The sequence below is a fragment of the Mycobacterium sp. Aquia_216 genome (genome assembly GCF_026723865.1).
Taxonomy (GTDB): Bacteria; Actinomycetota; Actinomycetes; order Mycobacteriales; family Mycobacteriaceae; genus Mycobacterium.
Genome location: NZ_CP113529.1, coordinates 4,312,484 through 4,330,427, shown reverse-complemented (window position 1 = coordinate 4,330,427; position 17,944 = coordinate 4,312,484). Strand labels below are relative to the sequence as shown.

The following is a 17,944-nucleotide window of genomic DNA, read 5'->3' as shown; positions in this document are numbered from 1 at the left end:
GGAGTCGGTTACGCGGCTGGTTCTTGTGTTGTTCTGCTGTCACTTTGGACGCGGATTCGACCCCCGCCCACCACTCCACTTCAGTCATTTTGAGGTTGGCAGGTTCGGGAACCTAAAGGTGGACAACATCATGCAGACGCGCTTTTGTGGCGCGAATTCCATTGTGATGCTTACGATTCATCGCGATCGACGACGAAGCGAACCTGACAGGTTTTGTGGATATTACCTGGGCGGAAACCCGCGATTTCTGTGTCTACAATACGTAAGCCAAGGCTATCAAATAATGAATGCCACTCGCTAATCCGCTTGAACTGACAGCCGAAATTCATATCAACAAGGCCTTGAGCGACGGCGTTACCAAACAAATCAATCAGTACGAGAACTCGGAATTGATCGCTGTCATCCAATTTATTAAATTCGCGTAGCTCAATCTGGTCCCCCGCGGCCCCGAGTGACGCTGCGGGGACAGCGTAAGTGTCCTCCTCGATAATCAACCGCCGGGCAACGCGCCGCAAATTGATCAACAGCGGAATTAGATCGGCTGCGTCAACGTGGTGGAGGACAGTTTTGACGATCGCACTGTCGAACATGTCGTCCGCATAGGGCACATCAGCGGGTGATGCCATCTGGCGAAACGGTAGAACATCGGCGCCCGTGCCACGGTAGTCCATAACGTCGGTGGTGTAGCAGTCAAAGCCGGCGCGGGCGATCAGCGCAGCTAAATGACCGCGGCCGCAGCCGAAGTCGAGTACTCGGCCACCTCTAATGGCGTCTGCGAGATTATTGAAGTCCTGTATCGGCTTACGCTGTGACTTATACGCAGTGTAGCCCTCGCTGAACCATGACCCGATTCCTTCGGATGTGAAGAATTGTCCATGGACCTCTTCACATATTTGATACAGTTCATCCCCACTACGAGCTTCCAGCAAGTATTTGCATGCACCCTCTAAGAGCACACTCACATCGCTAGCATGATCAGGAAAGTGGGATTTATAACTCTTTTCCAACACTGACATCGTAAAGTTCAGTGCTCCCGCGTCATGCTGCAAAGTCTCGTAAATGAAGTCGTATTGATCGCGTTTGGTGGCTGTTAACACCAAGAATCCTTTCGCCGCCCATGATTCAAATACCTGACGCTGCGTCGTTGGGTAGCGGCAGGCAGTGGGCTCCAAGCAGTTGATTCAACCCATGATATCAGTCCAATGCAAATCGAAGATGTTGGGCCCAAAGTAGTTGAATTTCCTTTCATCCACCTTTACAAAAGTACGTAACGCGCGTAATGGCAACGATGTCCAACCTTAACGACGGGACGCGTCCGTTTTACCCAACACCCTTCAGAAGAGCCCGTTTGACGTGCGGTTTTCACTGCAGACCGCCCACGCGGTCCGCTCATGCCGGCCTCAATACCGCCGACCACTATCGTCGAGCGCAAACTGAGGCCGGCCGCATCGGCCAGGCGAAGCTCTGGGCGCCGCAGGCGAGGTGCCAGGGGCTGGTGCTGTGCCTTCGGGTGCTGTCGCGGGTGGGGAGGCCCGGCCATGGCGATTCCACTATGGGCGGACAGTGGTCGGCACGAGGTGTCATGGGAGCGTGCGGTGGTCGCAGGCCTGTTCGTCGCGAGACTCCGTCCGATGCACGGCCCTACCCCCATTAGGGTTGCTGTCCATGGCGGTGCTGCACGGCAAGAGAATTTTATTCGACATCGATGGCACCTTGATTGACTCAACCGCCACAGTCGAAGGGTCCTGGGGTACCTGGGCCAAGGAATACGGCGTCGATTACGAAGAGGTACTCAAGGTCTGTCATGGCAGGCGAACCGAGGACACTGTCGCGCAATTCGTCGCACCACAGCACCGAGCCGCAGCGACAGCTCGGCAACTCGCGCTACAAGAGCTGGCTGATCTCGATGGCGTCCTAGCGCTACCGGGGGCACGCCGACTGCTTGATGCCCTTCCAGGTAGCCACTGGGCGGCGGTGACCTCCGGGCCGCGCTCGCTGATGGCTGCTCGACTCGCGGCAGCGCGGCTCCCCGCTCCGAAGTTGCTGATCGGCGCAGAAGATGTATCAAACGGCAAGCCAAACCCCGAGAGCTACCTCAAGGCGGCTGCCGCGTTGGGATTCGAAGCACAGGAGTGCCTGGTGGTGGAGGATGCGCCCGCGGGCGTCGGTGCTGGCCGTGCGGCAGGGGCGCAAGTGCTAGCCGTCACGACCACTCACCACCCGGCCGAACTGGCGGATGCCGACGTCGTCGTGGCCGATCTATCCTGTGTCAGCGTTGAAGTCACTGATAGTGGTGTCGCCTTGCTGATCACCGAAAGCGGTTGACGGCATGGCATTTAACGTTGCGAAATCAGGCACACTCGGGGACCGGAGAGTGGAGCGCCACGCGGCCTTGTCAATCGCAGCCGGCGTCGCCAGGTTTGGGTCGCCGTCGCTGCGGGTAACGAGTGCTGCAGCAGACGTACAGTTTTGGGAGGGTGTAGCACCGTGACGATCGATATCTGCCCCGCGTGCGGGTATCCCACCATCGGCCACGATGTGTGCTCCTTCTGCCGCCCGTTGGTAGCGGGGCCCAAATTTGAGTCCGATCCGAAGCCGCTGTATCAACCGCTAGCCCGCATTACGGCCTAGCCTGCCGCCTGACTGCGGCCGCCTGGGCGGTTCTGTCGCTATCAGGGCCCTAAATTCTTGTCGGCCAAGGATTTACCGATTCCTTCAGGAGCCAACAGGAGCCTCGATTACTCCATTGGTCGCCGGTCCGAGCCCCGCCCGCCACAATCTCTAATCGCAACCCGCGTGCTGCGCCGGATGCTACGTCTGCGGATCCGGCGGGACCGCGTGCCGCGGCTGGTACAACAGTGCACGAACCAGCGGACGCGGCCCGACGGACCGAAGCATCTGACTGGCCGGGCGGACCCGTACCCGCTTCGGCCACCAGAACCAGCGCCCCATCACGGTCATGATCGACGGCGTGATGAGCGATCGGACGACGAAGGTGTCGAACAGGAGGCCGATGCCGATCGTCGTGCCGAATTGGCCGATCGCCCGCAGATCGCTGGTGATCATCGTGCCCATGGTGACGGCGAATACCACACCGGCGGCAGTGACCACCGGGCCGGTAACACCCATGCCGCGGATGAGTCCCGTTTTCAGGCCGGCTCCGATCTCTTCCTCGATCCGGGAGACTAGCATCAGGTTGTAATCCGACCCCACGGCCAAGAGCACGATTAATGCGAATTCTGTTGCCACCCAATGCAACTGGAAATTAAGAAGGTGCTGCCAGATCAATGTCGAGAACCCGAAGGCGGCCCCCAGCGACATCACGATCGTGCCGACGATGACGCCCGCAGCGACCAAAGCGCGGGTGACGATCACCATGATGATGAAGATGAGCACGATCGAGGCCACCCCGGCGATCATCAGGTCGTACTTGGCGCCGTTGGCGATGTCGTAAAAGGTTGCGGCCGTACCGCCGAGGTAGATGTCGGCGTTCTGCAGCGAGGTGAGTTTCAGCGCCTCCTTGGCCGCTTGGCGCTCCTTGTCGACGGACGAGATTCCCTCCGTCGTCGCCGGATCGACTGCGTGAGTGATGATGAAGCGAGCAGCCTTGCCGTCCGGCGACACCATCAAGCTCAACCCCAGCTGGAAGTCCGGATTCTGGAAGATCTCGGGCGGCAGGTAGAACAGGCTCTCCACCTGAGAGTCGTTGAAGGACTTGCCCATCACGGCGTTCGTGTCGGTCAGTCGGTCGAACTGATCGATCAGGCTGTCGAACGTGCTGTAGATGGTCAGCGTCGTATCGCGGATCGCCTTCGTGGTGGCGATATTCTCAGGAATGATCGCCAGCAGTTCGCGCGTGGCTCTCGCCGTGTCGCCGAGGTCTTTCGTGAGTGTGTGGAAATGCTCGGCGAGCTGATCGAACCCGTCCAGGGCATCGAACAGGCTTCGCAGCGACCAGCACATCGGGATGTCGTAGCAGTGCTTCTCCCAATAGAAGTAACTGCGAATCGGTCTCCAGAAGTCGTCGAAATCCGCGATGTGGTCGCGGATTTCGTCCGTGATGGCCGCCGTTTCGCCCGTGGTTTTCGAACTGTCGTCCGCGGCGTTCGCGAGCTGCTGGGTCACCGTGTACTGGCGTTCTAATAGGGCGATCTGGGTATCGAGGAAACCGGTGATCTTCTTGATGTCGCCGACACGGGCCCTCAGGTAATTGAGGTTGCTCCGGATCGGCGCACTCTGCACACTGAGCTGGAACGGAATGGATCCGTCTTGAATTGGTGGGCCAAGTGGCCTGGTGATGCTCTGCACCCGTTCGATGCCGGGCACCCGGAAGATGGCTCCAGCAATCTTGTCCAGGACCAGCATGTCGGTGGGATTGCGCAGATCGTGGTCCGATTCGATCATCAGAAGGTCCGGATTCAACCGGGCCTGGGTGAAGTGTTGATCGGCCGCGTCGTACGCCTGAACCGAGGACGCACTCTTCGGTAGGTAGTACAGGTCGTTATAGCGCGGGTTGAAGCCCATCAATCCCAGGGCGCCGACAATCGCCAGGATCACGGAGGTCGCGAGGATGGGTGCCGGCCACCGCACGATGGCCGTCGCCAGCCGGCGCCAACGGGTGTAGTTGAACTTTCGCTTCGGATCGAAGAGACCGAAGCCGCTCGCGAACACGATCAGCGCCGGTGTCAGGGTCACCCCGGCGGCCACCACCACCAACAGACCGATTGCGCACGGAAACGCCAGCGAACTGAAGTAGGGCAGCCGAGTGAAATGCAGACAGGCCAGCGCCCCGACGATCGTCAAACCCGAGCCCAGCACCACCTTGGTAACCCCGGCGAAGGTGTCGTAGTAGGCGCTTTCGCGGTCTAGTCCCCGCTCGCGACCCTCCTGATAGCGGCCCACCATGAATATCGCGTAGTCGGTACCGGCCGCGATGGCCAGCGCCGTCAGCAAGTTGACGGCAAAGGTCGACAGCCCCATGATGCCGGTTTCACCCAGCAGTGCCACCACGCCTCGGCCGGTAGCCAATCCGACGAACAGAATCACCATCGTCAGCAGCACAGTGCCGATGGACCGGTAGACGAACATCAGCATGATCGCGATGATGATGACGGTGATGATCGTCATCTTGAACAGGCTCGCGTTGCCGACAACGATCGTGTCGTCGGTCAGGGCTCCCTGGCCCGCGACGTAGGCCTTGACCCCCGGCGGCGGCTTCGAGTCCGCGACGATCTCGCGAACCGAGTCCACCGACTTGTCGCCGACGGCGCCGCCCTGGTCGCCGCGCAGGTTGACCTGAACGTAGGCGGACTTGTGGTCATAGCTCTCGACACCCGAGGCCGTAAACCGCTGCCCCCAGAAGTCAAGCGCATGCTCGACGTGTTTGGTGTCCTGCTTCAGCTTCTTGACCAGCTCGTCGTAATACCGGTGAGCGTCCGGGCCCAGAGGTTTGTCACCGACCAGGGTCACCAGGACGAGGTTGTCGGAGTCGTACTCCTTGAATTTCTCCCCGATGTGCTTCATCCCGGTCACCGACGGCGCGTCGGATGGCGAGAGCGGCACCGAGACGTCCTCGGCAACCGCCTCCAACTGTGGGACGAAGACGTTGACGCCGACCGCGATCAGCAGCCAGAACACAATGATCGGCAGCGCGAGGATGCGGATGCTGCGGGCTATCCGCGGTTTGCGCTCAACTTCGGTGCGTTGTGCGACGGGGATTTCGTCGGTGTCGCTGGTTTCGTTGCTCACGCGGATTTGTCCAGGCAGGAAACCTGCGCGTCACGCGTGTTGACCTGTTGTTGATCGACCAACTTGCCGTCGACGGTGATCCGGCAGCCGATGGAAGGGCCGTCACCTTGGGCGACGACGTAGGCAAAGATGCCGGGCATCTCGGCGACGATCGTCTGCGACCACGGCAACGTGGTGAAGTTGGCCTTCTGCGGCTGTGCCTCCGCATCCATCCAGTTGACGACGCCGGTCGTGCCGGGCGGTCCCAGGATTTCGTAGATGGCAGTCTTGGCCGCGTACGGCGGGGTCGCATCCCGGGGATCGGGCTTAGGCACACCCGGTCCGGGGAAGACGCCGTTGAGTCGGCCCACCGCAACCCCGCCGATGATCAGTGCCACGACCACGACCAGCAGAACCCACGCCCGCTTGAGAAGCGTCAACATCGTGCCTCCTGATCAGGAATGCTCGAAGAGCTGATATTAAGGCATGCCGTCGCGCGCGCCACCGCTAGGCGAACGCCCTAGCCGCCGAGTTAATTCCTTCGGTGCGCCGTTGCATCGGAGCGGCGACGGTTGTCGTGGCGCACCGCTCGTTGTGCTTCCACCTGATCGGTTTGCTGGGCGACTCAGTTTGCTGGGCGACGACGTGACGGCAGGTAGTGCGACTCTGGGCGGACAGCACAAAGCGACGCTCAACACAGTGATACGCACAACCGCCTTGTAAGGTGAAAGGTCCACGGAGGCAGTTGTTGAGTCGGACACACGGAAGCGTTATGCGCTACAGGCGATTTCACTGCGAGGCGCTGATTTTCTACCCGTTCGCCTGCTGCTCGTCGACCTCCTTGAAATGACCGCGCGGCCGTGTCGAGCTGCGGCGATAGCGAGAATCGAAGACGGCCGAGTTAGTTTAAGAAAGTAATTAATTCGCTGGCGCAAACGGTGTTGCTTTGAATTGCAACATCGAGTGTTTTGCGTGCGTGACGTCGATTGTTGTCGGTCTGAAACCGGCAGCGATTTTAGGGCCATCGCGCGTATCCTGATCGGCATGGCTACCAAGACCAAGGCCAAGGTCAAGACCTGCGTGCATTGCGGCCACGCGTTCGATCCGAGCGATCGTTGGCGTGACGTGTCCGATCCGGAATGGCTTCCGGCCGCGTCAGTTTATTGTTCGCGTGACTGCAGCGACCGGTACCATTGCGATATCGGGCATTGCTGCTCGACCCACGTGAAAGAGAAGGCTTAGCGCGAAGCCGACTTGAAGCGTAACTCCGCCATGAGTGAGCTTAAGGATATATATGTGAGCGGGATATTCGCGACAATCGAGTCTTCACGATAAATGTCGGTTTCGTGCGCGCCACGGCTCGGGGTTGACAGCCCCATCCATCGTTTATTTGACGACAATGTCCGCGAATGTCCGGAATCAACGAGATCCAGCGGGGCGGCGAGAACACGGAAGCCATTGCTTAGCAAGGCATAACACGACTCAAGATGGGGAAGGCAGGTCGCCACAGGCGACGGCCTCCGCCACCGAGCGGGGGGTCGAATCCTGGATCGGTGTTGGCACCTGGGTCGCCTCGGCCGCGAGGGTACGGCCAAGGTGCTCGATCTGGTGTGCTGGCTGGGAATTCATAATTCGTTGGTCGCGGTTCGAGCCCGCGCGACGAAGGACTATTTCAACCTCAGAGCATGTTGCGCTATCAGGATGCCTAGGGCTGCGGCCATGCCTTGACGATTGACATCGCTACGACGCCTCCCTCGCAAGTATTCATGCGCACGAAGGAGTCGAACCTATGAGCACGCGGCCTCTGCACTTCAACGCTTTCATCTGGCCGAACGGCTATCACGAGGCCGCGTGGCGCGTCGTCGACGGCGATGTGCGCGATGTCCTGGGCCTGTCCTACTACACGGATATCGCGCGGATCGCCGAACGCGGCTTGATGGACTCGATCTTCTTGGCCGACAACATCGCTATCGCCGAGTACCGCGCTACGTATCTCCCTCAGACGCAATTCGATCCGATAGCAGTGCTGTCGGCGCTGGCGGCGGTCACCAACCGCATCGGGCTGATCGGGACGGGCTCGACGACCTACAGCAAGCCGTGGGAGCTCGCCCGGCGGTTTGCGACGCTGGATCATCTCAGCGGCGGCCGCGCCGGCTGGAACATCGTCACCACCGTCACGCCACTGGCGGCGGCGAACTTCGGGGAACGGTTCCATCCTGAACATGCCGACCGGTACGCACAGGCCCACGAATTCGTCGACGCTGTCACGCGCGTGTGGGACAGCTGGGAGGACGACGCGGTCATCGGTGACCGCGAACGCGGCGTGTGGGCAGACCGCGCCAAGTTGCACGCCCCGCGCTTCCACGGCCAGCACTACGACGTCGAAGGGGTTCTGCCATTTCCGCGCAGCCCGCAGGGCCACCCGGTGCTCGTTCAAGCGGGACAGTCTGCCGCGGGCGTGGCCCTTGCCGCGCGATACGCCGAGGTTGTCTTCTCCGGGCCGCCGTCCCTCGAGGCCGCAGTGGCTTTCCGGGCCAATCTGCACGCGCAGGCCGCGGCTATCGGACGTAAGCCCGACGAGGTCCTGGTGCTGCCCGCGTTGATGGTGACGCTGGGCGACACCGAGGCCGAAGCCCGGGCGCGGGCACAGCACCTCGAAGACCTGGAAAATCCAGAGTTTCGGTGGCAAAACACTTTGTATACCGCCGGTCTCGACCCAGACGCTTTCGATCCCGATGCTCCGCTGCCCGCCGAGCTCTGGGCCGAACGGTCGGCACCGTCGAGTCGCGCCGAGCAGCTCTATGCGGCCGCGCGTGCGCGACCGAACGCTTCCTTTCGGGAGATCGCCCAGGAGGTGACCGGCGGGCTGGCGGGGCAGACGCATTTCATCGGCACGCCGGAGCAGCTGGCAGATCACGTGACCGCTTGGCAGGACGCGGGCGCAGTCGACGGGTTCACGATTATGGGATCGACACTGCCGCATGAGCTCACGACGTTCGTCGATCATGTCGTGCCCATCCTGCAGCACCGTGGCCGATTCCGCACCGAGTACGCCGGGCCTACCCTGCGCGACCATCTTGGGCTTGAGCGCCCGGCCAAATAGATCACCCCGATCGCGCGTCACGGGAATCGTTGGCCCAGTGCGGGGAGAATCGTTGTCATGGGGGACTCGATGGCCGTTAATCGGCGGCGTGTGCTGACTGGGGTGCTGGCGGGTGGACTGCTCGTTTCCGGATGCCACGCGGGGCCCGCAGTGCCCAGCGAGGGTGAACCGGTGATCCCGTGGCCTGCTGGCGACATCCTTGGTATCGGCTTGGAGAGCTATCCGTATCCGCACCCCGTGCGCTACCTGGATGTCACACACATCGCCCAAGCGGACTGGATCGACCATCAGGCCCCGGATTGGGAGCGGCGTGCGCGTCTGGCGTACATGGACGTTCCGCCCGAGAGCGCGCAGTCAAAGGGTGCCGTCCTGCTGGTGCACGGCAAAAACTTTTTCGGCGCGTACTGGACGGGAGTCATCGAATCGTTGTGTCGCGAGGGGTACCGGGTCATCGTTCCGGATCTGATTGGCTGGGGTAAGTCGACCAAGCCCTCGACGTTGACCGCGGCCTCGTTGGTGGCGCATCTGCAGACGCTGCTCGATCAGCTGAAGGTGGATTCCTTTGCTTTCCTTGGACATTCGACCGGGGGATTGGTCGGTATGCACATGGCGCGCGCGCTACCCGAGCGGGTGCACACGCTGGTGCTGGAGAACCCGATGGGCCTGGAAGACTATCGAAACGGGCTGACACAGCGGGTGCGCCATGAGGACTGGGCGCAGGACGAGCGCTCCATGACCTCTGATCAGATCCGCCAGTACATCGCGCACTATTTTGTGAACAAAGAGCCTCGGCTCGTCGAGCCCTTCGTCGCGGTACGCATGGCCATCGGGCGAGGGCCCGAGTTCGAGCGCTGGGTACAAAGCTCCGCGGCAGCCTCTGACATGCTTCTCAACGAGCCTGCCGTGGACTTCGTCGCTTCTTTGGCGACTCCGACGTTATTCGTCTGCGGCCTGTCCGATCGCACCTATGTGGGCGCGAAATACACTGCGCCCCAGGATCAAGGGACGAAGGGGAATATCGCGGAAATGGCCAAAGGGTTCGCGGCCCGGATGCCCAAGGCCCATTTCGTGGGTGTGCCCAACGCCGGTCACGTACCCCATCTGGAAACGCCGGCCGCGTTCAGTACGGCCGTGCTCGATTTTCTGCGTTGAACGCCCACTGGACTTGCTGTCCGGCCCAGACCGAGTTAGACGTCATCGGGCACAAAAAAACCTTGCCCTTGGGATATCGCCTCGAATGTACGGTAACTCATCCACACGAAACCCTTGTCGCCCCAACCTGTCCCAAAGCTGTTCTGGACTTTGACCGCACCGGTTCCGTCCTTGAAGTCGTTGTCATAGGCGACGATCAGCATCACATGGCCAACCTTCTTGCCCTGGCTTTCCATGAATTCTCCACTGCCGACGTAGGGCGAACGTTGGCCGCGGTAGTGCGGAAAGTCGGTGTAGAGGTTGACACCAAAAGCGATCGGGCTGCCCCGCGCGATGACGGTGCGCATGTTTTCCAGACCCTCTTTTCCGGTGATGGTCGTCGCTTTCCATTCTGGGATAAGGAATTTTGGATCGGGAGGGATCGGTTGCGACCCATATTTCGTCCAGTTCACATCGCAGGACGATTGGGATCCTTGCTTGCCGAAGTTCGGCGCCGCAGCTAACGACGGGGTCCCGCCATTTGCTTTGAGCCAGTCCAGCACCTTGCCGACTTGCCCTCCTTGACAGGTGTTTCGTGCCATCTTTATCGAGGTCTGGTATCGGATGTAGGCGTAGTCGGGGGCGGCCTGCAAGTCGGGAGTGGTCGGCGGCGTGTTGTTCTTGCGCGCCGCGTAGAAGGTCGCGAGACCGTAGACCGAGGCCCAGACGAAACAGTTCGGCATGTGTTGGTCGCCGACCGGCGGTAACCATTCCGCTCGCACCGATGCATTCGGCGGCACCTTGTCAAGACGTCGCGGCCTATCCATCGGCACCGCCTCGGGAACCGTGGCGTCGTACCCGTAGTCGGTGAGCTCGTAGGGCTCCTCGCTGGGAGCGTTCGACGGGCTTGCACAGCCCGGCAAGGCCGCCGCGAGGGCGCCCGCCGCTGACAGCGCCAGCATCGAGCGGCGGTCGAAACATTTATTCATGTTCATCCCCTCTGTCGGCGCTGAGGTTACCGTCATAGCTGCGCCCAAAGCGTGAATGGCATTCTCGGCGGACATATTTGCGCAATGGCGTCGACCCTCACCGAGTCGTCAACCGCACGACCTCAATCGCTGGGCCTGTGTCCGGCATATGAAACGGGCGGTAGCGGCCACCCGCGGCTGGGCTTCGGATTATTGTTCCGGTCTCTACGCAGGGAATATCGGATTGGGGTCGCCCGCGACCGCAGCCTCGAGGTTGGGATCGGTAGCGATCCGCGCCGCGTGTAATTGCCAGGACAACGCCAAACGCGCCGATCAGGAGAACACATCATGCAGCGAATCTTTGCCGGCGCACATTCTCAAGGGGACCCTTCTCCGGCGCACAAGGGATCGTCCATCTGTTTACCCGGACCGTAGGAATCCGCGCGTCGTTGCAGAGTCCCATGCGTGCGGGAGTGGTCCGGCGCCCACACGAATCGAACTTTCTTGACCGCGTCAATGCCCTTCGCCGCGTGGTTGGTTGACCACAAAGCACTGCACTCGTCTCACGGCATCGTCCGGCTTGACTCCCATGTCCTCTAACCTATGGGCGACTTCGGCGGGGGGTACGCCAGAATCGAGATCATTCGCGATCACATGAGCGCTGGGAAACCAAAATTCTGCATCTACCCCCGGCGGCGGGGGCTTCGCGTCGCCTCCTAGGCAACGAACGTAACCATCGATGCCGGTGTCGGCGTGCGCAGACGGTACCCCCATCAGCACGACCGGGGCGATGAGCAGTACGGCCGGGGCGGTGATGGCCTCGCCGACCGCCGCGGCGACATTGATGAAACGCATGCTCAAAGATACCTTGCTATCGCGATCGGTAACCGCCCTTGAGTCGTTTGCTGGCCGGTTGTTGGAATTCGCCGGGGCAGGCGGGGGTGTCCGCCCTCGGACTATCCACCGGTCGGACGACCCGCAGGGTAAATCCGTTGTCAACGGCCGATCGTTTGGATTACGTGAGGCTGTCCTCGAGGTAGCGCAGCGAGTGTCTACCCTGCGACTCGGACACACTCTCAGACAGCCAAAGGGCCCTCTCCTGAATCGCCTCCGTGGACCCATAAATTCGGCGACTACAGCCGGGGCAAGTCAGGTATGTGTACATTCTGTCGCCGCCTCGCGGCCATTCTTCGTGTGCACCGTCGGGCAACTGGATCTCGACGGCCTGTCGCCCTGCGTCCTGAATCAGCTGGCCCGCCACGTGTCCCTCCGGACACGTCAGGTCCATGGTCATCAGTCCTCGATCGCTCATTTGCTACCTCTTCAGTCGCTGATAACCCTGACGAACCCGGATCAAGTTGCGGTGGATGAATGCAGCTCACCGTATCCGCTGAAGTGACCTCGTGCTAGGGGACTCATGATGCTGATTAGAGAGCGTCGAGATACATTGCAAAACAACGGAATTCGACTTCTATCCGGACCGGGGGTCAAGTGATTGCAGGGTCGAATCCAATTCCCGGCGCCGCTTTCATGCCGGCGCGACCAACCGCGGCGCTGACGCGCAGAGGTTACGGTCAGCCTGGCGACGGTACATCGTCGCGATGGCGGATCCCGTTTCCTCCGGCACGCTTGGCGTCGTACATGGCGGCATCCGCCGCGCAAACGAGACTATCGATGAGGCTCCGATCGGCGTTGGTGTCCAGTGGCGCGCTGGCGGTACCGATGCTGGCAGTGATCTGAATCGGAAGATCGGCAATAGCTTGGCGAAGTCGCTCGGCCATAGCGGCGGGATTGGCCACACTATCGATGTCGGCGATGACGAACTCTTCGCCGCCGGTCCGGCCGATCACCGCGGTGGCACGGCAATGATTCCGAAGCATGGCGCTGACGTCGACTAACGCCCGGTCGCCCGCGGGATGGCCTTGGGCATCGTTGAGTTTCTTGAAGTTGTCCAGGTCGACCATTGCAACGACCAAATACCTGTCTGCCGCGCCGTGATGGCGCATCAGCAGTTCGTAGGCCGAATGGTAGAAGGACCGGCGGTTCAGCAGGCCGGTGAGCGAATCGCGATCGGAGCTGCGCAGATCAGTTCTCAGAGTGTGCACCAGCGAATGGATTCCGAAGGGCACTCCGATATTGAGTGCTCCAACAGTGATGAGAGACGCTGACACCAGCCATACGTCTCCGCTGGCGGCGGCAAGACGCCCCGCCAGGATCGCTGAGCAGGCCACGGCCACAGTCAGATTGGCGGTCAAGAGTTTGGAGGTGTGGAAGTAGGCAATGTAGCCACCGACCACAGCGAAGACGTGGCACCCCTCTAGTCCCGCGTACGGGTTGGACTGTGCCAGGCAGATCGCGGCGATCGAGGCACTGCCCATCAGACAGAGCAGGAGTGATTGTCTGCGGGTGGGCCAGCGTCTCAGCCAGAGGCTCGCGCTGATGGCACCGGATGCTGCCGCGACGATCGACAACCACACAGTGGCGATGTGGTTGGGCCCAAATGGGCTCCCGAGCATCAGGATCGGCAGCGCTGCCAGGAGTGCCGTGCAGCCGAACGTTGCTGCCCGCCACTGTGTTTCGAGGTTGCGATCTTGTAGGTAGGCGCTGAACCAGTCGAACTGATCGGACTGCTGCCACCACTGGCTTGCCCACCCAACCATTGCATACCTCCGCGCCTTACGAACCGAGGGCGCGCCCCCTGACCTAGGCTCGGCCATCGCGTCGGTACCTAATGTTCGGGACACTATATAGCGTCGAATTTGGCGATATGGCATGAACGAGCGGAGCGGCCAACCCTCGCCCGAGCGTCAGCGCCGGGAGGGGGTAGGCAAGCAGATCGCGCCCTCACCTGCCGTCGTCGATTGCCGCTCAGTGCGCTAATTTCCTGGGGTGATGTTCTCAGCTGCTGGTGCAGCCGCACGGTTGATCGCCCCCTTCGTCACGGTCGCGGCCGTCGTCGGCCTGGGTTTTCTTGCCGACACGGTGCGGCCCGGTCCTGCCCCGACCCTGCGCTTGGTCAGCGACGGGAACCCGCTGGACGGAGCGCCGTTCTACGTCAATCCCAACTCGGCGGCCATGCGCGCCGCGCAGCATGCCGATCCGCCGAGTCCCCAGTTGACCGCCATCGCCAACACGCCGCAGGCGTACTGGATTGTCCCGGGCGGATCTGCGGGCACGGTGGGGAAGTACGTCGGCGACGCGGCTGCTGCTGGCGCCATCCCGGTTCTGGCGATTTATGGAATTCCGCACCGCGACTGTGGCAGCTTCGCTGCCGGTGGCATGGGATCAGCCGATGCCTACCGCGGCTGGATCGACGGCATCGCAGCCGGCGTGGGCGCTTCGCGGACGGCGGTCATCCTCGAGCCCGACGCGCTCGCCATGGCCGATTGCCTGTCGGGCGATCAGCGCCAAGAACGCTATGACTTGATTCGCTACGCGGTCGACACGTTGACGCGCAATCCGGCCGCCGCCGTGTACGTGGACGCTGGTCACTTTCGCTGGCATAGCGCCGAGGACATGGCCGCCCGGCTCAACCAGGCCGGTGTCGGCCACGCGCGGGGTTTCAGCATCAATACGGCGAATTTCTTCACCACCGGGGACGAAATCGGTTATGGCGAAGCGATTTCCGGGCTTACCAACGGATCGCACTACGTGATCGACACGTCACGCAACGGCGCCGGGCCGGCGCCCGACGCCGAGCTCAACTGGTGCAACCCCAGCGGCCGAGCACTGGGCACCCCGCCCACCGCGGCCACCGGCGGCGCGCACGCCGACGCCTACTTGTGGATCAAACGTCCCGGTGAATCCGACGGATCATGCGGCAAGGGTGATCCTCCGGCGGGCGACTTCGTGAGTTCGTACGCCATCGAACTGGCCCGCAACGCCGGCCAGTAACTCCTCGACGGCGCGCTATCGTCTGCAGGTGGCCATACCTACTCCCTTGAGCACAGCGCTCGCGGCGATGCTGGCGATCACCGCGTGCGCAACAGCGCCCCACGGCAACGCCGATCCGACGACCCAACAGTCGCCGTTCCCGACCGGAAAATCCGGTGACACCATCCATGTCACGGAGTACAGCACCGCGACCGCTGACGTCACGCTCAACAACGCGACCTGGGTCTCGTCCGGCTGCTTCGGCGGCGGGGGCTGCAACGTCATCGAACTCACCATCGTCGGCAAGTCCGACTCACCATTCACCTACAGCCAGACCTCCGTGACAGCCGCCTCCTCCCCGTGGAGGCAAGACCCATACCGAGACATCCAGGGCGGCTCATCGATGGTCGACTACCAGCAGATCAACAAGACGCCGCCCCTGCGCTCGGGCACCGTCACCAACGGCCAAACCGCTCACGGTTTCATCGCCTACGACAGCACCGTAAAACAGGGCGACGTGTACATCGAGTTCAACGACCCCAACGCTCCGGCGGCACCCACACCCTTAGCCGGCTGGAAAATCCATACCTGACCGCGGCTGGCGGCGGACTAGATTGCCCGTATGCGGATTGTTCGCCTGTTCGGTGTCGTCCTGACGTTCCTCACAGCCGGATTGCTGATGGCAGCCCCTGCCGGCGCTGCACCGCCGTCCAAGCTCACCGATCACCTCACTGACAGCAGCGGGGTGCTGACGAATTCCGATCGGGCGACGGTCAGCTCCGCAATCGACCGGCTCTACCACGATCGGCACATTCAACTGTGGGTCGTCTATGTCGACAACTTCAACAGGTTTAAACCAGAAAACTGGGCCAACAAAACCCGCAGCGAAAGCGGGATGGGCGACAACGACGTGCTGCTGGCCGTCGGTACGAACACCAAGGCGTACGCGTTCGTCGTACCGCCGAAGGTGGACGTCCTCACGACAGCCGAGTTGAACAGTCTGCAGGCCAACAAGATTGAACCGGCAATCGGGGCCAAAAACTGGAGCGGTGCCGCGGTCGCCGCGGCCGATGGGCTGGACAAAACTGACGGTTCGACCAAACCGGCAACCTCGTCAAAGCGCAGCTGGCTCCCGATCGCGATCGGCGTGGTCGTCGTGGTCGTCGTCGTGGTGGTGGTCCTGTTGTTCCTTCGCGCGCGCCGCCGCAGGCGTGCCGCGCAGCCGGTCGGCCCCAGCGGTGGCCAGGCGGACATCGGCGGTCGGGTGGATTCCCTGGCGTCGGCGTTGGCCACGGCCGATGCCAGAGTGCGCCAAATCTCCGACTACGTCACCAGGCATCGCCAGAGCATCGGCGCCGAGACCAAGACCCGGCTCGAAGAGACGAAGCGTTCCCTGGCGTCGGCGCACAGCAAGGAAGCGAGAAACGCAGCCGAGGCAATCGCGGATGCTAACCGGGCGTCAACGCTGGCCGCGCAGGCGCAAACGCTGGCCAACGCCGACGTGCGGGCAGCGCACCGCACGCCCAGACGTCAAGGCACTGCTTGACGTGGACGAACTCGTCGGGCTGTCGTGTCCCTGCGGCATTGACGCCAACTATCGCGCCTGTTGCGGACCGCTTCACGATGGCGAGCTGCAAGCCCGATCGGCCGAGGAGTTGATGCGGTCGAGGTATTCGGCATACGCGCACGGCGACGCCGACTACCTATTCCGCACCTGGCACCCGCGAACCCGGCCGGTCGACGTGAGCATCGACCCCGGCACCACCTGGACGGGTCTGGCCGTGATCGACACCGTAGCCGGTGGTCCTGACGACGATGTCGGCGAGGTGGAGTTCAGGGCCCACTTCGAGTGCGCGGGCCGCGCCGGCAGCATGCATGAGCGCAGTCGCTTCGAGCGCCGCGCTGGCCGGTGGTTTTACCTCGACGCCATGGAAGATCTGTAGCCGCCTTCGGCGTTGACACGCCTAACACCCACGAGAGGAACGAGGCACCGCCATGACTACAGGTGTACCTGCCGAAGCGCTGGAGCTCCGTTCGTTGTTGACCTCTGACGGCACGCTTGAACTCTCGCTGCACGAGGTTCCGGTTCCGACCCCTGGCCCCAATGAAGTGCTGGTGCGGCTGGAAGCATCGCCGATCAACCCGTCGGACTTGGGCCTGCTCATTGCCGGCGCGGACATCACGAAGGCGACGGTCGCGGGAACGCCGGAGCGTCCCGTCGTCACTGCGTCGCTCGGCGACGCCGCCCTCGGGGCGTTTTCCGCGAGACTCGACAAATCGCTTCCGGTGGGAAATGAGGGCGCCGGCACCGTGGTGGCCGCTGGGTCGTCCGAAGCAGCCCAGGCGCTGATCGGAAAGAAGGTGGCGATCGCCGGCGGGGCGATGTACTCGCAATACCGAGCGGTCGACGCATCGGCGTGTCTGGCACTGCCCGAGGGCGCCACGGCCAGGGACGGAGCATCGTCGTTCGTCAACCCGATGACGGCGCTCGGAATGACGGAAACCATGCGCCGCGAAGGACATCCGGGCCTCGTGCACACCGCCGCGGCGTCGAACCTCGGCCAGATGCTGGTCAAACTCTGCCAGCAAGACGGCATACCGCTGGTCAATATCGTGCGCAAACCCGAGCAAGAGCAGCTGTTGAAGTCGCTCGGCGCAACCCATGTCCTCAACTCGACGTCGCCGTCGTTTGTGACCGACCTCGTCGAGGCGCTCAAAGCGACCTCCGCGACGCTTGCCTTCGACGCCACGGGTGGTGGAACCCTGGCAAGCCAGATCCTCAACGGCATGGAGCAGGCGGCCAACGCGACCGTGGCCGAATACTCGCGCTACGGCTCGACCGTCCACAAGCAGGTGTACATCTACGGCGCACTCGACACCAGCCCGACCGTGCTGACCAGGAGCTTTGGCATGGCGTGGGGAGTCGGCGGGTGGCTGCTCACCTCGTTCATTCAGAGCGCGGGGGCCGAGACCTTTGGCCGGCTGCGCGCGCGGGTTGCCGCGGAACTCACCACGACGTTCGCGAGTAACTACACCCGAGAGGTTTCACTCGCCGGCATGCTCAGCCCCGACGCGTTCAACGAATACGTCAAGCGAGCCACCGGCGAGAAATTCCTGGTGACGCCGCACGTTGCCTGACGGC

General features: G+C 62.2%; 15 protein-coding genes. 9 read left to right on the top strand and 6 right to left on the bottom strand.

All coding sequences use genetic code 11. The features are described from left to right. Positions 1–170: 170 nt before the first annotated feature. Entirely contained in the window at positions 171–1,172 is a 1,002-nt protein-coding gene (locus OK015_RS20310; protein ID WP_268125768.1) for a class I SAM-dependent methyltransferase, read from the bottom strand. A gap of 493 nt (positions 1,173–1,665) precedes the next feature. On the opposite strand from OK015_RS20310, the gene OK015_RS20305 reads away from it, so the two are divergent. Beyond that, on the top strand, positions 1,666–2,325 hold the full coding sequence (locus OK015_RS20305) for an HAD-IA family hydrolase (protein ID WP_268125767.1): 660 nt from the start codon (positions 1,666–1,668) through the stop codon (positions 2,323–2,325). A 486-nt stretch (positions 2,326–2,811) separates the two neighbouring features. Here the strand turns inward: OK015_RS20305 and OK015_RS20300 are convergent, their stop codons facing one another. Then, positions 2,812–5,748, bottom strand: a complete 2,937-nt coding sequence (locus OK015_RS20300; RefSeq protein ID WP_326498493.1) for an MMPL/RND family transporter — start codon at positions 5,746–5,748, stop codon at positions 2,812–2,814. Continuing rightward, a complete protein-coding gene (locus OK015_RS20295) occupies positions 5,745–6,167 on the bottom strand; it encodes an MmpS family transport accessory protein (protein WP_268132927.1) in 423 nt (140 codons plus the stop codon). The genes OK015_RS20300 and OK015_RS20295 overlap by 4 nt, the downstream gene beginning before the upstream one ends. A gap of 532 nt (positions 6,168–6,699) precedes the next feature. On the opposite strand from OK015_RS20295, the gene OK015_RS20290 reads away from it, so the two are divergent. The 3 genes from OK015_RS20290 (at position 6,700) to OK015_RS20280 (ending at position 9,982) form a co-directional block, all read left to right on the top strand. Beyond that, positions 6,700–6,969, top strand: a complete 270-nt coding sequence (locus OK015_RS20290; RefSeq protein WP_268125766.1) for a hypothetical protein — start codon at positions 6,700–6,702, stop codon at positions 6,967–6,969. Positions 6,970–7,516: 547 nt separating this feature from the next. Continuing rightward, positions 7,517–8,830: an NtaA/DmoA family FMN-dependent monooxygenase gene (locus tag OK015_RS20285; RefSeq protein ID WP_268125765.1), complete on the top strand. Its 1,314-nt coding sequence runs from the start codon at positions 7,517–7,519 to the stop codon at positions 8,828–8,830. Between the two features lie 57 nt (positions 8,831–8,887). Beyond that, entirely contained in the window at positions 8,888–9,982 is a 1,095-nt protein-coding gene (locus tag OK015_RS20280; protein WP_268125764.1) for an alpha/beta fold hydrolase, read from the top strand. Positions 9,983–10,017: 35 nt separating this feature from the next. Here the strand turns inward: OK015_RS20280 and OK015_RS20275 are convergent, their stop codons facing one another. From OK015_RS20275 to OK015_RS20265, 3 genes are all read right to left on the bottom strand, one after another. Next, positions 10,018–11,025, bottom strand: coding sequence for a C1 family peptidase (locus tag OK015_RS20275; RefSeq protein ID WP_268125763.1), 1,008 nt, complete (start codon positions 11,023–11,025; stop codon positions 10,018–10,020). 417 nt (positions 11,026–11,442) lie between these two features. Continuing rightward, positions 11,443–11,784, bottom strand: a complete 342-nt coding sequence (locus tag OK015_RS20270; RefSeq protein WP_268125762.1) for a hypothetical protein — start codon at positions 11,782–11,784, stop codon at positions 11,443–11,445. Positions 11,785–12,503: 719 nt separating this feature from the next. After that, on the bottom strand, positions 12,504–13,589 hold the full coding sequence (locus OK015_RS20265; RefSeq protein WP_268125761.1) for a GGDEF domain-containing protein: 1,086 nt from the start codon (positions 13,587–13,589) through the stop codon (positions 12,504–12,506). Between the two features lie 229 nt (positions 13,590–13,818). On the opposite strand from OK015_RS20265, the gene OK015_RS20260 reads away from it, so the two are divergent. The 5 genes from OK015_RS20260 (at position 13,819) to OK015_RS20240 (ending at position 17,940) form a co-directional block, all read left to right on the top strand. After that, positions 13,819–14,823: a glycoside hydrolase family 6 protein gene (locus OK015_RS20260; RefSeq protein ID WP_268125760.1), complete on the top strand. Its 1,005-nt coding sequence runs from the start codon at positions 13,819–13,821 to the stop codon at positions 14,821–14,823. Positions 14,824–14,890: 67 nt separating this feature from the next. Next, positions 14,891–15,394 carry a hypothetical protein gene (locus OK015_RS20255; RefSeq protein WP_268132925.1) on the top strand — a complete coding sequence of 168 codons (504 nt, stop codon included), beginning with the start codon at positions 14,891–14,893 and terminating at the stop codon, positions 15,392–15,394. A 30-nt stretch (positions 15,395–15,424) separates the two neighbouring features. Next, the gene (locus OK015_RS20250; RefSeq protein ID WP_268125759.1) at positions 15,425–16,348 is read left to right on the top strand and encodes a TPM domain-containing protein; all 924 of its coding nucleotides are present in this window, start codon (positions 15,425–15,427) and stop codon (positions 16,346–16,348) included. A gap of 1 nt (position 16,349) precedes the next feature. Then, on the top strand, positions 16,350–16,745 hold the full coding sequence (locus tag OK015_RS20245; protein WP_268125758.1) for a YchJ family protein: 396 nt from the start codon (positions 16,350–16,352) through the stop codon (positions 16,743–16,745). A 52-nt stretch (positions 16,746–16,797) separates the two neighbouring features. Beyond that, positions 16,798–17,940, top strand: a complete 1,143-nt coding sequence (locus OK015_RS20240; RefSeq protein WP_268125757.1) for a zinc-binding dehydrogenase — start codon at positions 16,798–16,800, stop codon at positions 17,938–17,940. The last annotated feature ends 4 nt before the right edge of the window (positions 17,941–17,944 follow it).